Origin of the sequence: Rhizobacter sp. LjRoot28 (genome assembly GCF_964253025.1) — a bacterium.
In the GTDB taxonomy this organism is placed as follows: domain Bacteria; phylum Pseudomonadota; class Gammaproteobacteria; order Burkholderiales; family Burkholderiaceae_C; genus Rhizobacter.
Genome location: NZ_CAXUQC020000001.1, coordinates 2,047,850 through 2,063,286 on the forward strand (window position 1 = coordinate 2,047,850; position 15,437 = coordinate 2,063,286).

At 69.4% G+C, this 15,437-nt stretch carries 11 protein-coding genes; 7 read left to right on the forward strand and 4 right to left on the reverse strand.

Annotated elements, in window-relative coordinates; translation table 11 throughout:
- From ACSQ2F_RS09475 to ACSQ2F_RS09485, 3 genes are all read left to right on the forward strand, one after another.
- Complete coding sequence (locus tag ACSQ2F_RS09475) at window positions 1-849, forward strand: ABC transporter substrate-binding protein (protein WP_436022080.1); 849 nt, start codon at window positions 1-3, stop codon at window positions 847-849.
- A gap of 23 nt (window positions 850-872) precedes the next feature.
- Complete coding sequence (locus ACSQ2F_RS09480) at window positions 873-3,356, forward strand: ATP-binding protein (protein ID WP_436022082.1); 2,484 nt, start codon at window positions 873-875, stop codon at window positions 3,354-3,356.
- Between the two features lie 78 nt (window positions 3,357-3,434).
- The gene (locus tag ACSQ2F_RS09485; protein WP_436022084.1) at window positions 3,435-4,844 is read left to right on the forward strand and encodes a GH1 family beta-glucosidase; all 1,410 of its coding nucleotides are present in this window, start codon (window positions 3,435-3,437) and stop codon (window positions 4,842-4,844) included.
- Here ACSQ2F_RS09485 and ACSQ2F_RS09490 read toward each other — a convergent pair.
- The 3 genes from ACSQ2F_RS09490 to ACSQ2F_RS09500 form a co-directional block, all read right to left on the reverse strand.
- Complete coding sequence (locus tag ACSQ2F_RS09490; RefSeq protein ID WP_436022086.1) at window positions 4,795-5,808, reverse strand: substrate-binding domain-containing protein; 1,014 nt, start codon at window positions 5,806-5,808, stop codon at window positions 4,795-4,797. The genes ACSQ2F_RS09485 and ACSQ2F_RS09490 overlap by 50 nt on opposite strands.
- 104 nt (window positions 5,809-5,912) lie before the next feature.
- Window positions 5,913-6,533 (reverse strand): hypothetical protein, encoded by a 621-nt coding sequence (locus tag ACSQ2F_RS09495; RefSeq protein WP_436022088.1) that lies wholly within the window; start codon window positions 6,531-6,533, stop codon window positions 5,913-5,915.
- 58 nt (window positions 6,534-6,591) lie between these two features.
- On the reverse strand, window positions 6,592-9,243 hold the full coding sequence (locus tag ACSQ2F_RS09500; RefSeq protein WP_436022090.1) for a bifunctional acetate--CoA ligase family protein/GNAT family N-acetyltransferase: 2,652 nt from the start codon (window positions 9,241-9,243) through the stop codon (window positions 6,592-6,594).
- A gap of 139 nt (window positions 9,244-9,382) precedes the next feature.
- Between ACSQ2F_RS09500 and ACSQ2F_RS09505 the strand changes: the two genes are divergently transcribed.
- Complete coding sequence (locus ACSQ2F_RS09505) at window positions 9,383-9,715, forward strand: hypothetical protein (RefSeq protein ID WP_436022092.1); 333 nt, start codon at window positions 9,383-9,385, stop codon at window positions 9,713-9,715.
- Between the two features lie 15 nt (window positions 9,716-9,730).
- Window positions 9,731-9,964, forward strand: coding sequence for a hypothetical protein (locus tag ACSQ2F_RS09510; protein ID WP_436022094.1), 234 nt, complete (start codon window positions 9,731-9,733; stop codon window positions 9,962-9,964).
- Between the two features lie 21 nt (window positions 9,965-9,985).
- Here ACSQ2F_RS09510 and ACSQ2F_RS09515 read toward each other — a convergent pair whose 3' ends face one another.
- On the reverse strand, window positions 9,986-10,693 hold the full coding sequence (locus ACSQ2F_RS09515; protein WP_436022096.1) for a hypothetical protein: 708 nt from the start codon (window positions 10,691-10,693) through the stop codon (window positions 9,986-9,988).
- A 154-nt stretch (window positions 10,694-10,847) separates the two neighbouring features.
- Here ACSQ2F_RS09515 and ACSQ2F_RS09520 point away from each other — a divergent pair, with 154 nt between their 5' ends.
- Together ACSQ2F_RS09520 and ACSQ2F_RS09525 are read left to right on the forward strand one after the other, a co-directional pair.
- Window positions 10,848-12,173, forward strand: a complete 1,326-nt coding sequence (locus ACSQ2F_RS09520; RefSeq protein ID WP_436022098.1) for a PQQ-dependent sugar dehydrogenase — start codon at window positions 10,848-10,850, stop codon at window positions 12,171-12,173.
- Between the two features lie 126 nt (window positions 12,174-12,299).
- Complete coding sequence (locus tag ACSQ2F_RS09525) at window positions 12,300-15,428, forward strand: response regulator (RefSeq protein WP_436022100.1); 3,129 nt, start codon at window positions 12,300-12,302, stop codon at window positions 15,426-15,428.
- Window positions 15,429-15,437: the final 9 nt, after the last annotated feature.

Consider the following 15,437-nt stretch of genomic DNA (forward strand, 5'->3'; position numbering starts at 1 on the left):
TTGACAGCGATCCAAGCGACAGCAGCACGGCCATCGCGCGGCGCCGCCCGGCGGGCTCATCTCCGCGTCCGCCTGGGCGTCGCCGCGGCACTCGCACTGTCCGGCGCGGCGTCGACCGCCGTCGGGGGCCCGGTGCTGGATCGCGTGCGCCGCGAGGGCGTGGTCAGGGTCTGCATCTGGCCCGAGTACTACGGCGTGACCTACCGGAATCCGCGCACGGACATGCTGTCCGGCATCGACATCGACCTGTCTCGGGAACTGGGCCGCGACCTGGCCGCGCGCGTGGAGTACGTCGAATCCTCGTTTCCCGACCTGATTGCCGACCTGCAAGCAAACCGCTGCGACGTGGGCATGTTCGCCATCGGCATGCTGCCGCCGCGGATGGAGAAGCTGACGTTCAGCCGCCCTTACCTGCAGAGCGACATCTACGCGATCACCACCCGCAGCAGCCGCGTCGTGAAGGCGTGGCGGGACATCGACCAACCCGGCGTCGTGGTGGCCGTGCAGGCGGGCACCTTCATGGAGCCGGTGATGAAAAAGGCGCTCCGACAGGCGCGCTTGCTGTCCGTTGCCCCGCCTCGCACCCGCGAGCGTGAACTGGAAGCCGGGCGCGTCGATGTCTTCATGACCGACTATCCCTACAGCCGCCGGCTGCTGGACAACGCCGACTGGGCCGCGCTCGTCGCTCCGCCGGTTCCCTTCCACGTGATGCCTTACGCCTATGCCACGCGCCAAGGTGATGAAGCCTGGGCGGACACGGTGGATGCCTTCGTGCTGCGGATCAAGCGTGACGGCCGACTTGCTTCAGCGGCCCGGCGGCATGGGCTGAGCCCGATCGTGGTGCCATGATTTCCGGCGATGCACCGCGGCCCATGATGTCGTTCACGGCGAGCCGCCTGCTGGTGTGGGCCGGCTTCGCGTTGATCGGCGCGGTCATCGCGGGCATGGCGGCCTTCGCCTGGTACGAGTACCACGAAACGCTCGATGAGGAGGTCGACCGGAACCAGCTCCTGGCCCGCCTGATCGAGGGACACGCGAGCACGACCGTCGAGAGCGCCACCATCGTGATGGCCTCGGTTGCCGACATGGTGGCGTCCCGGTTGGCCACCGGGGACACGCAGCGCCTCGACGCGCTGATGACCCAATCCCTCCCTGGCCTGCCCTTCCTGCGCAGCATCGCGCTCCTGGACCGGCAGGGGCGCGTGGTCGCCAGTTCGTCTGCCGACGACGCCGGCAGGACCGTGCCGCTCCAGCCGCTGGGGGTGCTGCCCGCCGTGGACCGCGACGCGATCGGCCCGCTGCTGCGTGGCCGCGGCGTGGCCGACTTGGCGGGCCCGCCCGCCTCGACCGGCATTGCCTTCGTGCCCTTGCTGCGCAGTCTGTCCGACGGGCGAGGCGGCACGCTGCTGCTGGTCGGCCTGCTGAACCCGGACACCTTCGCCACCTATCAGGCGTCCAGCCTGGAAGGCGAGCCTGCCGGCACCTGGGGCATGTTGACCTCGTACCGCGGCCAGGTGCTCGCCTCCACCCGTACTGCACCCGTGGAACCGGGAGAGGACGTCTCGTCCAGCGCGGTGTTCCGCCAAGGACTGCCTGAGCGGGAGCACGGCGCGCTGGAGGAAGTCCGGGGCGACGTCAGGGAACTGGTGGCCTTCCGGGCGTCGCGTAGCCTGCCGCTGGTGGTGGTGGTCAAACGTCCTCATGCCGCAGTCCTGGCGCAGTGGCGGGAGGACAACCAGCCGTTCCTGCTCTTCGCCACCGTCGGTGTCGTCGTCGTGGCCGGGATGCTTTCGGTGGCAGCGCGCAGTCTGCGCGCTCGCGAGGAAGCCCGCTTGCAGCTGGACGAGGCGCAGACCCGGGTCGCCGAGAGCGAGCGGGAGCTGAGCGTTCTCGTGAGGAGCGTGCAGGAGCTCATCTTCAGAACCGATGCCCAGGGAAACGTGACCTTCGTGAACACCCGATGGTCGGCCCTGAGCGGGCGGACCACCGCTGAGGCGCTCGGTCAGTGCCTGTGGGACATCGCCACGCCTGCATCGCGGCCGGTATTGCATTCGCTGTTTCGACTCGACCGCGACGACGCCGTCCGCACCGCCCCGGACGTGGCCGTCAACGGACCCGGCGGAGCCGAACGGCTGTTCGACGTGGCGGTGGTGCCCTTGCGCGAAGGCAGCCGCATCTCGGGTTTCGCCGGCAGTGCAGTGGACGTGACCGACCGGCGGCGCGCCGAGCGCCAACTCAAAGCCCAACTCTCCTTCACCGGCCTGCTGCTCGAGATCAGCCCCTTGCCGGTCGCCATGACGAGCGCCGACGGACGACTCGTCACCGTCAATCAGGCCTGGGAGGAGTTCACCGGCCACGACCGCACCGAGGTGCTCGGCCAGCCGGCAAACCGCTACCTGCCCGGTACCACCGAGGACGACAGCGCACTCGGCCTGCCGCATGGCGGCGACCGCGCCAGTCACGAGACCCGCGTGCGCCATGCGGATGGTTCGCGCAGGGATGTCGTGGTGACGCAGGTGAACGTGCCGAGCGAGGGACGCTCGTCGGCGGGCCGCCTGTCCGTGTTCATGGACGTGAGCGAGTACCGGGAAGCCGAGCGCGCCACGCGCGAAGCGCGGGACGCAGCCGAGGAAGCCTCCCGCGCCAAATCGGAGTTCATCGCGAACATCAGCCACGAGATGCGGACGCCCTTGCAGGCGATCATGGGGTTCTCGGAGCTGGGCGTCATGCGCAGCCGCGCCCACGAGAAGCTGGCCGACCTGTTCCAGGACATCCACAGCGCCGGCGAACGCATGCTGGCCGTGGTGAACGACCTGCTCGACGTGGCGAAGATCGAAAGCGCCGTCGGAACCTTCCACCTTGAGCGCACCGACCTGCGGGGGCTGGTACGGGCCGTTGCGCGCGAGCTCGCCCCGCTCCTGGACCGCAAACAGCTCACCCTCGACCTCGCCTTGTCGGACACGCCCTTGCTGGCCAAGGTGGACCCGACCCGGGTACAGCAGGTCTTCCGCAACGTGCTGGCCAATGCGATCAGGTTCTCGCCCGCGGGCCAGACGCTGCAGCTGAGCGGCCACGCCGAGGAGGCCAGAGAGATCCGCTTCGAACTGCGCGATCACGGCCCAGGGATCCCCGAGGCGGAGCTCGACAAGATCTTCGAGGCCTTCGTGCAGTCGAGCAAGACCAAGGACGGCTCCGGGGGCACCGGCCTGGGATTGGCCATCTGCCGCAAGATCCTCGACGCCCATGGCGGCGCGATCAGCGCGCGCAACGCCCCCGGAGGCGGCGCCGTGTTCAGCATCACCCTGCCGGCGAACGCGAGCGGTGAGACCCTGCCCGCCCCGCTCGGAGGATCCTGACAGCCGCGACCGTGCGGGCCATTGCCCTGGGCGCCCGGTTCTGCGCACAATCGGCCGCTTCCTGTTGCCTCCCGGACGATGACGGACACACTCCCTACCCCAGCGCTCGACCTGCCGCCTGGTTCCCCGATGTGGAACCCGGATTTCCTGTTCGGCGCCGGCACCTCGGCCTACCAAGTGGAGGGTGCCGTGTCCGAGGACGGGCGCACACCGTGCATCTGGGACACTTTCGCCGGTCGACCCGGCGCGATCCGGGATGGGGCGAGCGCAGCGATTGCCTGTGACCACTACCGCCGCTGGCAGGACGACATCGACCTGCTCGCGACGCTGGGCTTCGATGCCTATCGCCTGTCGTTCGCGTGGTCGCGCCTGCTGCGCGAGGACGGCTCCGTCAACCCGGCAGGAGTCGCGTTCTATGACCGCATCCTCGACCGTCTGCTCGCGCACGGCATCAAGCCGTTCGTGACGCTCTACCACTGGGACCTGCCACAGCACCTGCAGGATCGCGGCGGATGGTTGAACCGGGACACGGCCCATCGCCTGGCCGATTTCGCCGACCTCGCCAGTCGGCACCTCGGCGATCGGGTTCACGCCTGGACGACCCTCAACGAACCCTGGTGCTCGGCATGGCTCGGTCATGGCACCGGACTGCATGCACCGGGCCTGGCCGGCGAGGCCTACGCGGTGGAAGCCATGCACCACCTCCTGCTCGGACACGGGCTGGCATTGCCCGCTTTGCGCGCCAACGGCGCACGCCAGGTGGGGATCGTCACCAACGTCACGGCGATTTCGGCCGACACGCAGCGACCGGCGGACCTGCAGGCCGTCGACCTCGCCCGCGCCTGCTACAACCACTGGGTGCTGGACCCGCTCTTCAAGGGCCACTATCCGGAGGCGCTCGCGTCCCTGTGGCCGGCCGCGCGCCCACCGATCCGAGAGGGAGACATGGCGTTGATCGCCGCGCCCATGGACTACATCGGCATCAACTACTACTTCCGGGCCAACGTGCGCAGCGACGGGGAGCACGGGTTCGCGGACAAGGGGCTGGACCGGGTCGAGCGAACCGTGATGGGCTGGGAGGTCTACCCCGCGGGTCTGCGAGACGTGCTCATCGGCTTCGCCGGCCGCTACCCGAACCTGCCGCCCGTCCACATCACCGAGAACGGCATGTCGAGCGACGACCACGTCATCGACGGACGGGTCGATGACGAGCAGCGCGTGCGCTACCTTCAACGCCACCTCGATGCCCTGGGCCAGGCCATTCGGGCGGGGGTCGACGTGCGGGGGTACTTCGCCTGGTCCCTGATGGACAACTTCGAGTGGACCGAGGGCTATGCACAGCGCTTCGGGCTGGTGCACGTGGACTACGACACCCAGGCCCGGGTGCCCAAGGACAGCGCCCTCGCGCTGCAGGCGCTGCTGCGGCGCCGGCGAGAGCTCAGCGGCGCACGGACCGGAGCGAGTCGCGCAGCACGAGCTCCGGCGTGAAGTCGCGCGCCACGGGCAGTGCGCGGGCGTAGCACTCGTTGATCAGCAGACGGCAGGCGTTGAGGCCCATCTCGTCGATGCGGGTGTCGATGGTGGTCAGCCGCGGGCTCAGGAACGCGCCCAGGTCGGCGTTGTCGTACGCGACCACCGAAATGTCCTGCGGGATGGAAAGCCCTGCGAGGTGGAAGCGGGACATCGCGGCCACGGCCATCTCGTCATTGGCACAGAAGAGGCCGGTGAAGCGCGCGCCCGACGCGAGGAGTTCATCGGCCGCGGCCCATCCGCCGGGCATGCTGAAATCGGCATCCACGATCGTCACACTGGACAGGTCCACTCCCCCGAGGTCCAGGGTCTCCATGAAGCCTTCCATGCGCTGGCGGTTGTCCGCGGCCGAGGCCAGACCCGAGATGACGGCAATGCGCCGATGCCCATGAGCCAGCAGGGCTTCGGCGGCGAGCGCCCCGCCGCGGCGGTGGTCGACGCTGAAGCTGTGGCTGCGCATGCCCTTGACCGCCCGGTTGACCACCGCCAAGTGGGGAACGCGGCGGCGCAGAGCCAGGATGTCGCTGTCGCGGAGCTCGTTGCTGACGATGATGATGCCATCGCACTGCCGGTCGATCAGGAACTCGGCGCTGTCGAGGGCGCGCTGGCGCGGATCGTCGTCCGGGCCCGCCCCGTTGGCCACGATCATGTGGCGATTGAGGCTGCGCAGTTCGACGTCGATCGCCCCCAGCATCTTGCCGAAGAAGGGGCCGAAGAGGTCGGGCACGTAGACGCCGATGGAGCCGGTGCTTTGCAAGGATAGCGCCCGGGCGACACTGGAAGGCCGGAACCCCAGCTGAGCCGCCGCTGCCTGCACGCGCGAGGCTGCCGCGGCGGAGAACGAGCCGTTGCCCGAGATCACCCGTGAGGCGGTTGCCACCCCCACGCCGGCCAGTTGTGCCACATCCCTGATCGTTGCCATCGCGATGATTTGCCTGTTTGTCCGGGCATTGACCCGGGCGCCATCATATCGAGGCCAGGCCCCGGGGAACTGCGGTGCGCCGGCCGTAACGCACGGCCGCCGAGTCAGGGCTCGGTGCGGGCGCTGACGACCTTGCCGGTGCGCGGCTCGAACTCGCAGCGGTACACGAAGGGCACGCGGTGCATGCCTTTGGCACGCTCCACCGAGCCCTGCCCTTCCATGCCGGTACGCCCGTTGGACGCCGGCTTGAGCTGGCGGGTGTCGGACCCGAAGGCAATGCGTCCCACACGGGGGTACTTCTCGCCGAGCACCGCCACGATCGCCGACTCACAGGCCTCCGGCGAGACATTGAGCAGGTCCGGCTGCCAGGCCTTCTCGGCCTGGGCTTCGGCACGGGCCGCCCCGGTGTCGCGGAAGACGATGCCCGAGGTGCTGGCGGCCTTCAGGTCGTAGCGGCAGCTGTAGGTGAAGGGCCGCGCGGGCCCCGTGTCGCCCCGGTAGCTGCCTTCCCCCTTGACCTCCGTCTCGTCACCCACGGCGGGCAGCACGCTCCGCCGGGCCCGCACGAACTGCACGTGGCGCGCGTCGTCCCCGCGCATCGTCCTGACCGTGTCGATCACGGCCTCTTCGCAGCGCTCGCCGGCCGTCTCGGCGGCGGACTGGGCAAAGGCGCTGCCGGCCAGCGCCAGGCCCAGCAGGAAAAGGGTTGTCGTGTGGAGTTTCATGCGACCTCGGCCATCGGAATGGCGCATAGCGTAGCAGGTAGGCCGACCCCGGGCGGCATTACAGCGTGAGGCTGATGTCGACCGTGTCGTTCCCCCACTCGATCGGCGCCTCCACGAAGCCGAGGGAGCGCATGAAGCCGCGCATGGCGCGGTTGTCGGTCAGCACGCTGGCGACCACGCGCGCCGTGCCCTGGCCGCGAAGGTAGTTGATGAGCTTGTTCATCAGGATGCGGCCGAGGCCGCCGCTCTTCACGTCGGAGCGGATGACGATGGCGAACTCGGCGCTGTCATTGTCGGGATCGGTCATGGCGCGGACCACACCCAGCGTCTCCTCGCGTTCCGTCCCGGGCGCCGTGGCGATGAACGCCATCTCCCGCCCGTAGTCGATCTGGGCCAGGCGGGCGAGCTCGCTGCGCTCGATGCTGCGGCGGCTGTAGAACACCCGCATGCGGATGTCCTCGGGGTCGAGGCGGCGCAGGAACTCGCGGTGCTGTCCCTCGTCCTCCGGACGGATCGGGCGCAAGGTGACCTCCCTGCCCTTCCACATGACGGTCTCGACGAGGTGCGACGGATAGGGCCGTATGGCGAAGTGCTCCGCGCCGGCCTGCGCAGCGGGGTCCAGCCGGATGCGGGCGTCGAGCGCCATCACCCCTTCGTGGTTGGCGACGAGGGGGTTGATGTCCAGCTCGCCGAGTTGGGGCAGCTCGGCCAGCATGCGAGAGACCGCGACGAGCGTACGCTGCACCGCTTCGCCATCGGCCGCTGGGGTGTCGCGCCATCCCTTCAGGAGCCGCGCGACGCGCGTGCGCTCGACCAGCGCCCGCGCGAGCGGCTGGTTGAGCGGCGGCAGGCCGATGGCCCGGTCACCCACCAATTCCACCTGGGTACCGCCTGCCCCGAACAGGATGACGGGGCCGAACGTGGGATCGATGCTGGCGCCGACGATCAACTCCTGCGTGTGCGCACGCCGCACCATGGCCTGCACGGTGAACCCCTCGATGCGCGCATCCGGTCGCTCGGCCCGCACGCGGGCCAGCATGGTGCCCGCGGCGCTGTGCAGGCCTTCGGCGTCGGCGATGTTGAGCACCACGCCGCCGACGTCCGACTTGTGGGCGATGTCGGCCGACAGCACTTTGAGCACGACGGGATAGCCGACCTCGACCGCCGCCGCCAGGGCCGCCTCGGGCTCCGGCGGCACACGACGCGTGGGAACGACGGGAATCCCATAGAACGCCAGCAGCGCCTTGGCCTCGGGTTCGGTCAACACCGAGCGCCCCTCGGCCAGGGCCTGCTGGATGAGCGCGCGCGCCGCGACGGTATCGGCGGGCAGGTCGGACGCGGTGCTGGACGGCGCCTCGATCAACTGCTCCTGGTTGCGTCGGTAGCGCACGCCCATGGCGAAGGCGCGCACCGCCTCCTCGGGCGTGAAGTAGCTGGGCACGCCGGCGGCACGGAAACGCTGGCGGGCGGGTGCCACCGCGGCGTCTCCCAGCCAGCAGCTCAACAGCCGCGGCGGGGTGCGCTGCGCGAGCGGCAGCAGGGCCTGGGCGATGTCGTCACTGGCCACCAGGGCCGAGGGGGCGTGGATGAACAGGGTGGCGCTGTCGGCGGGTGCAGCGTCCAGTGCAGTCAGCACATCGACATAGCGCTGCACCGGCGCATCGCCACCGATGTCCAACGGATTGCCCTGCGGACCCGCCGGCGCCAGTGTGGCCAGACTGGCGACGACCGCCTGGGGCAGTTCGGTCAGCTCGATGCCGGCTCCTGCGGCCGCATCGGCCGCCATGACGCCGGCGCCGCCGCCGTTGGTGAGGACGATGAGGCGCTCGCTCGTGTTGCCTCGGAAACGCGCCAGCGTCTCGGCAGCCATGAAAAGGTCCTGGAGGGTATCGACCCGCAGCATGCCGGCGCGGCTGATGGCCGCCTCGAAGACCAGGTCCGAGCCGGCCAGCGCCCGGGTATGGGACTCTGCCGCCCGCTGCCCCTGTGCCGAGCGCCCGGCGCGCACCACGATGACCGGCTTGTTGCGCGCGGCCGACCGGGCGGCCGACATGAACTTGCGCGGCGACTCCATCGCCTCCATGTAGAGCAAGATGGCGCGGGTGCGCGGGTCGCTGGCCAGGTAGTCGAGCATGTCGCCGAAGTCGACGTCGGCGCGCTCACCCAGGGAGACCACATGGGAGAACCCGACCTGGCGCCCCTGGGCCCAGTCGAGCACGGCGGTCACGAGACCGGCCGACTGCGACACGAAGGCCAGCGCGCCTGGAAGCGCTTGCGTGTGGGCCGCGCTGGCGTTCAACCCGAGGTGCGGCGCCAGCAGTCCGATGCTGTCGGGGCCCAGCAGCCGCAGCAGCGATGGGCGCGCGGCGTCGAGGGCCGCCTGCTTCTGGGCATCGTCCAGGCCGGGCGTCAGCACGACCGCGGCCCGGGTACCGGCCGCGCCCAGTTCACGGATGAGGCCGGGCACGGTGGCCGGCGGCGTGCAGATGAGCGCCAGGTCCGGCGCATGGGCGAATCCGGCGACGTGGGCCTTGACCGGATGGCCGTCGAGGTGCTCGTAATTCGGGTTGACCGGCAGCACGGCTCCGCGGTAGCCGCCGGCCAGCAGGTTGCGCCAGGCAGCGGTGCCCACCCGACCGGGGCGGAGGGAGGCACCGATCACGGCCACCGAGGACGGGTCGAACATCGAGTCGAGATTGCGGATGCTCATCGGACGCGCTTTCGCAGGCAGGTGACCGTCCGGCGCGGCTGCGTCGGCGGCGGCCACCCGGGACTTGAGATGGGCGCCGCGGCCCCCATGTTCTCTCAGTGACGGGACCTGATCAACGGTCCCGATGAGGAAACGACACATGAACAGCCATCTGTCCGCCAAGTCTCCCCCGCGCCCGTCGGTCGTCCAGACCCTGGCGCACCTTCTCGAGCGCCTCGAGCGCAGTCCGGTGCCAGTCGATCCCGAGCAGTACCGGACGGTCGTCGTGCACCTTGTGCAGGAATTCGCTTCGGTCAAGCCCGACGGAACCCTCGAGGCAGTGCTAGATTCCTATCCTGCGGCCGCGGAGTTGTACGAGAACCTGCAATACCAGCACGCCGGGCTTTGCCGCTCGGCGCTCGAGTTCTCGATGAACGCAGAACTGCGTGCGAAAGACGTGATCGACAGGGCGCGTCGTACGGCCAATCAATGAACCAGGGCATCCCCAGTGGCGAAGAATGAAGTGAAAACGACCGTTGAAGCCGACGGTCTTCGGTATCGATCCAAAGTGGCGGGCTCCCCTTTCACGGCGGCGGGGTCCTTCGGGGCGGCCACCATGTCGTGCTTCCTGTGCGGCAAGCACCGTCCGCGCGCGTCGTTGAAGACCCGCAAGCTGTTGGGCAAGTCGCAGGCGGTGTGCGCGCCGTCCTGCCGCGAACTCGACGCCGCCATCAACGGCTGAGCCCTGCCCCTCCCGGCCGGCTCAGTCGGCCTGTGCGAGTCCGTCGGCCCAGAGGCCGATCGCCTGATCAAATGGGGTCCGTCCGGGCGTGAAGGCGCCCGGTTGCCGCGCCAGGCGGAGCCATGCCCGGGTGTCGTGATGGCTGCCCGGCAGTGGCGGGTCGGCCCGCTCCTGGCTGAACCAGGCATGCACGCGGGCGTACCGGGCCGGGTGCTGGGCTTCGGTCCAGGCCAGGCCCACCAAGTCGGCAAATCCCTCTTCGCGGCGAGTCTCGCGCATGGCGGCCCAGCGGGCCCTGAGGTCCGGACTGGCATGGGTGCCAAGGTCGGTCGGATCGGCGTAGCCGGCCGGCACCGTGCTCCACGCCCCCACGACGCGACGCCAGCAATGCGCCATCTCGTGCGCCGCGATGGCTTCGGCGATCGGCACGAAGAGATCTTCCGGGATGCTGGCCTCGGTGGCGTCGGCTTCCGGGTTGTCGCGCATCGAGAAGACGAGCTTGCACCGGCCGTCGACAAGGCCCAGGGCGACGGGCGCGAAGCCGGGCGACGGTTGCGGCTGCACGACGATGTCCAGCGGCAGGCCCTGGTTGCGGGCATAGGTCACGACCGGAGACGCAGCCTCGATCCAACGGACTTCCCGCTCGGAGAGACGCGGGTCCGCGCTGGCGGTCCCGGCCGTGGCCGAGATCGCCAGCGCAAGCACCGCGGCAGACTCTCTTTTCCCCATGCAGCCATTGAGCCCGAAACGCGGCGGGCGCATGCGCGAATCAGCGCGGACAATTCCCGGCTTTACCGGATGTTTCCGACGCTCGGGCGAGGTGTTGGCCTACAAGGCGCCGTGGCGCCCCATTCAAGAATGGGCGGTTTTCACAGGACGACCCATGCCCACAGCACGAATGACCCCGGGTGTCTGCGCCCTTCTGGTGAGCGCTGGGCTGCTGGCCGCCTGCGGAGAGACCGCCCGCTTGCCGGAGACTGCGGGCTACGGCCCGCAGCCGCAACTGCCGCCGCCGAACAAGACCCTGGTGCCCACCGTCAACGTGGCGACCGCCGTGGGCTGGCCCTCCGGGCAGGCGCCCCAGGCAGCCGCGGGGCTCAAGGTGACGGCCTACGCCGGCGGGCTCGATCATCCGCGCTGGCTCCACGTGCTGCCCAATGGCGACGTGCTCGTGGCCGAGTCGAATGCGCCGCCCAAGCCGGACGGGGGCGGCCTGAAGGCCTGGGCGATGAAGCTCGTGATGAAACGCGCTGGCGCCGGCGTCCCGAGTGCGGACCGCATCACGCTGCTGCGGGATGCCGATGGAGACGGCACGGCGGAGGTCAAGACGGCTTTCCTGGAGGGCCTCACCTCACCGTTCGGCATGGCGGTGGTGGGCGACACGCTGTATGTCGCGAACGCCGATGCACTGGTCAGCTTTCCGTACCAGAGCGGCCAGACGCGCATCACCGTTCCGGCGACGCGCATCGTCGACCTGCCGGCGGGCCTCAACCATCACTGGACGAAGAACGTGATCGCCAGTCCGGACGGCCGTCGCCTGTACGTCACCGTCGGCTCGAACAGCAACGTCGGCGAGAACGGCATGGACGTCGAGGAAGGCCGCGCCGCCGTCTGGGAGGTGGATCCCGCCAAGCGCACGCACCGCCTGTACGCCACGGGCCTGCGCAACCCCAATGGCATGGCATGGGAGCCGGCCACCGGCATGCTGTGGACGGTGGTCAACGAGCGCGACGAAATCGGCAGCGACCTCGTGCCCGATTACCTCACCTCGGTGAAGGACGGCGGCTTCTACGGCTGGCCGTACAGCTACTTCGGCCAGAACGTCGACGCGCGGGTGACCCCCCAACGGCCCGAGCTCGTGGCCAAGGCCATCGTGCCTGACTACGCGCTCGGCACCCACACCGCCTCACTCGGCCTGGCCTGGGCCGACGGCAAGCAGGCGCCCTTCGCCCGCGGCATGGTGATCGGCCAGCACGGCTCATGGAACCGCAAACCGCGCAGCGGCTACAAGGTGATCCACGTGCCCTTCGACGCGGCTGGCCGGCCGTCGGGCAGCCCGCAGGACCTGCTCACCGGCTTCCTCAGCCCGGACGGGGAGGCGTACGGGCGGCCGGTCGGCGTCGTGTTCGACCCGAAGGGTGGCCTCCTGGTGGCCGACGACGTCGGCAACATCATCTGGCGCGTGAGCAGCGCGCAGGCGCGGCCTTGAATGGGCCGGCGCCGCAGCCCGCGGTCCGCCGGCCGCCGTCTCCCGTCTCCCGTTGATCTGTGCACAATCGTGCCTTTTTCGCCCTCTGGCCGGCCCTGCAAGCGCCTGGCCGACTGACGCCGCTTCATGAAGCCCTTCAAGATCGATTCCCGCAACCTGTCTGTCGTGCTGTCAGCGTACGCGCTGACCTTCGGCATCTTCGCCGTCGACATGGCCACGCCGCTCGGTTACGCCGAGTGGGCCCTGTACCTGATTCCGGTCGGGCTGCTGCTGCTGCAACCGCGGCGTGCGCCGCCGCTGTTCGTGGCCGGGTTCGCGACGCTCCTCAGCGTGGCGGGCTTCTTCTTCTCCGCCAAGGGCATGGACGTGTTCGTGGCCGGGGTGAACCGGTCCATCGGCGTGGTGGTGCTGTGGGTCATGGCCATCGTCGTGTGGCAGGTGCTGCGCATCCGGCTCGAGGCGGCGCGGCTGTTGTGGCTGCAGCGCGGAGAGTCGGCCATTGCGCAGCGGCTCATCGGCGAGGTGACGCCCAACGAGATCGCCGACAACGCGGCACTTGCGCTGTGCGAGATCACCGGCGCGCTCAACTGCCTGATCTATCGGCTCGACGGCACCACGCTGCTGCGCAAGGGCGGCCACGGCTACGACCGGGCTGCGGCGCCTGAACGGATTCCCATGCCCGAGGGCCTCGCGGGCCAGGTTGCACGGGACGGCAGGGCGAGGATCATCGACGAGGTCCCCGCGGGACACCTGCCGGTGGTCACGGGCCTTGGCCGCAGCGCGCCCGGGCAGATCATCCTTGCTCCGATCAAGATCGACGGCAAGTCGGCCGGCGTCATCGAGCTTGGTTTCAGCCCGCGCGCCGAGAACGCCGAGAACGTCGTGGCCCTGCTCGACCAGACGAGCGAAGCCATCGGCGTTGCCCTGCGCTCTGCACTCTACCGGCGCCGCCTCGAGGTGCTGCTCGAGGAGACGCAGCGGCAGAGCGAGGCCCTGCAAGCCCAACAGGAGGAGCTGCGCGTCTCCAACGAGGAACTCGAGGAACAGGGTCGACTGCTGCGGGAATCTCAAGCCCGGCTCGAAACCCAGCAGGTCGAACTGGAGCAGACGAACGTGCAGCTCGAGGAGCAGGCCCAGGTGCTCGAACGCCAGAAGCTCGACCTTCTGGCCGCGCAGCAGGCCTTGAGCGCCAAGGCCGATCTGCTCGAAGCCGCGAGCCGCTACAAGTCCGAGTTCCTGGCCAACATGTCGCATGAGCTGCGCACGCCACTCAACAGCTCGCTCATCCTTTCCAAGCTCCTGGCTGACAACAAGTCCGCCAACCTGACCGCGGAACAGGTCAAGTACGCCCAGGCCATCCACGCCTCGAACAACGACCTGCTGCTGTTGATCAACGACATCCTGGACTTGTCGAAGATCGAGGCGGGCCACATGGACATGACCGTGGAACCGGTGCAGTTGCAGGAAGACGTCCTGGCCCGGCTGCAGGCGACCTTCGAGCCGCTTGCCCGCCAGAAGAAGCTCGCCTTCTCGATGGAAGTCGCCCAGGGCGCTCCGGTGGCGATGGCCACGGACGGCCAGCGCCTGCTTCAGGTGCTGAAGAACCTGATCGCCAACGCCATCAAGTTCACCGAGCGGGGCGAGGTGCGCTTGAAGGTGCGCCCCGCCGGGCCGGGCCGCCTGGCGTTCGAGGTGCACGACACCGGCATGGGCATTCCCAAGGCGCAGCAGCAAGTGATCTTCGAGGCCTTCCGGCAAGCCGACGGCAGCACCAGCCGGCGTTTCGGCGGTACGGGCCTCGGCCTGTCGATCTCTCGGGAGCTCGCCTACCGCCTGGGTGGCCGCATCGACGTCGACAGCGAGCCCGGCCGGGGCAGCGTCTTCACCGTCGACCTCCCGATCGAGTTCGCCGACGATGCCGCGCCGTCAGCGGCCGCTCCTGCGGCGGCCGTGGCTCACTTGTCGAACGGCGCGGCGTCTCCCTCCTCCGCTGGCGTGCCGTCGACTGCACCCGTTGCCGGGGGGCAGACGCCCGTCTCGCCCCCGGCGGTGGCGGATGACCGTCGAGCGCTCCGCCATCCCGGGCGCCTCATCCTCGCCATCGACGATGACGCCCGTTTCTCGGCCGTGCTCTACGACCTGGCCCACGAACTGGGCTTCGATTGCGTGATCGCCCCCACCGGCGCCGAGGGCCTGCGTCTCGCCGAGGAGCTGATGCCGAGCGGCATCCTGCTCGACGTGGGCCTGCCCGACCAGTCGGGCCTCACGGTTCTGGAGCGCCTCAAGCGCAATGCGGCGACGCGGCACCTGCCGGTGCACATGCTCTCCGCACACGAGCGTACCCAGACCGCGCTGGAGCTCGGCGCCATCGGCTACGTGCTCAAGCCGGCGGCCCGCGAGCAGCTCGAGGGCGCCATCAAGGGCTTGCAGGAACGCCTGCAGCGCGAGATGCGGCGCGTGCTCGTCGTCGAGGATGACGCCACGCTGCGCCAGAACCTGGTGCTGCTCTTGACTGCCGACGGCGTGGAGATTACCGCGGTGGGCACCATGGCCGAGGCGCTGTCGCACCTCTCCCGCACGACCTTCGACTGCATGGTGATGGACCTGTCCCTGTCCGACGGAAGCGGCTTCCAGCTGCTCGAGACGATGGCCACTGGCGACAGCTACGCGTTCCCGCCGGTGATCGTCTACACGGGGCGGGCACTGAGCAGCGAGGACGAGCAGCGCCTGCGGCGCTACTCGAAGTCCATCATCGTCAAGGGCGCGCGCTCGCCGGAGCGCCTGCTCGACGAGGTGACGCTCTTCCTGCACAGCGTCGAGTCGTCGCTCCCGCCGGAGCAGCAGCGCCTGTTGTCCCAGGCCAGGGCACGCGACTCGGTGCTCGACGGACGCCGCATCCTGCTGGTCGAGGACGACGTCAGGAACATCTTCGCCCTCTCGAGCGTGTTCGAGCCCCTGGGCGCGCGGCTGGAGATTGCGCGCAACGGGCGGGAAGCCGTGGACCGACTGGACAAGGGCGGGCCGGTGGACCTCGTGCTGATGGACATCATGATGCCGGAGATGGATGGCATCACCGCCATGAAGCTCATCCGCGAGCGACCGGCGCTCACCAACCTGCCAATCATCGCGCTGACGGCCAAGGCGATGTCGGATGACCGGGACCGCTGCCTCGAGGCGGGCGCCAACGACTATGTTGCCAAGCCCATCGACGTGGACCGCCTGGTCTCGCTGTGCCGCGTGTGGATGCCCAAGTGAAACCGGACG

Excerpts from the sequence above, each read along its gene's own strand:
- ACSQ2F_RS09505 (WP_436022092.1), top strand. The coding sequence starts at position 9,383 with ATGAACAGCCATCTGTCCGCCAAGTCTCCCCCGCGCCCGTCGGTCGTC.
- ACSQ2F_RS09490 (WP_436022086.1), bottom strand. The coding sequence starts at position 5,808 with ATGGCAACGATCAGGGATGTGGCACAACTGGCCGGCGTGGGGGTGGCA.
- ACSQ2F_RS09500 (WP_436022090.1), bottom strand. The coding sequence starts at position 9,243 with ATGAGCATCCGCAATCTCGACTCGATGTTCGACCCGTCCTCGGTGGCC.
- ACSQ2F_RS09480 (WP_436022082.1), top strand. The coding sequence starts at position 873 with ATGATGTCGTTCACGGCGAGCCGCCTGCTGGTGTGGGCCGGCTTCGCG.
- ACSQ2F_RS09525 (WP_436022100.1), top strand. The coding sequence starts at position 12,300 with ATGAAGCCCTTCAAGATCGATTCCCGCAACCTGTCTGTCGTGCTGTCA.
- ACSQ2F_RS09515 (WP_436022096.1), bottom strand. The coding sequence starts at position 10,693 with ATGGGGAAAAGAGAGTCTGCCGCGGTGCTTGCGCTGGCGATCTCGGCC.
- ACSQ2F_RS09520 (WP_436022098.1), top strand. The coding sequence starts at position 10,848 with ATGCCCACAGCACGAATGACCCCGGGTGTCTGCGCCCTTCTGGTGAGC.
- ACSQ2F_RS09485 (WP_436022084.1), top strand. The coding sequence starts at position 3,435 with ATGACGGACACACTCCCTACCCCAGCGCTCGACCTGCCGCCTGGTTCC.
- ACSQ2F_RS09495 (WP_436022088.1), bottom strand. The coding sequence starts at position 6,533 with ATGAAACTCCACACGACAACCCTTTTCCTGCTGGGCCTGGCGCTGGCC.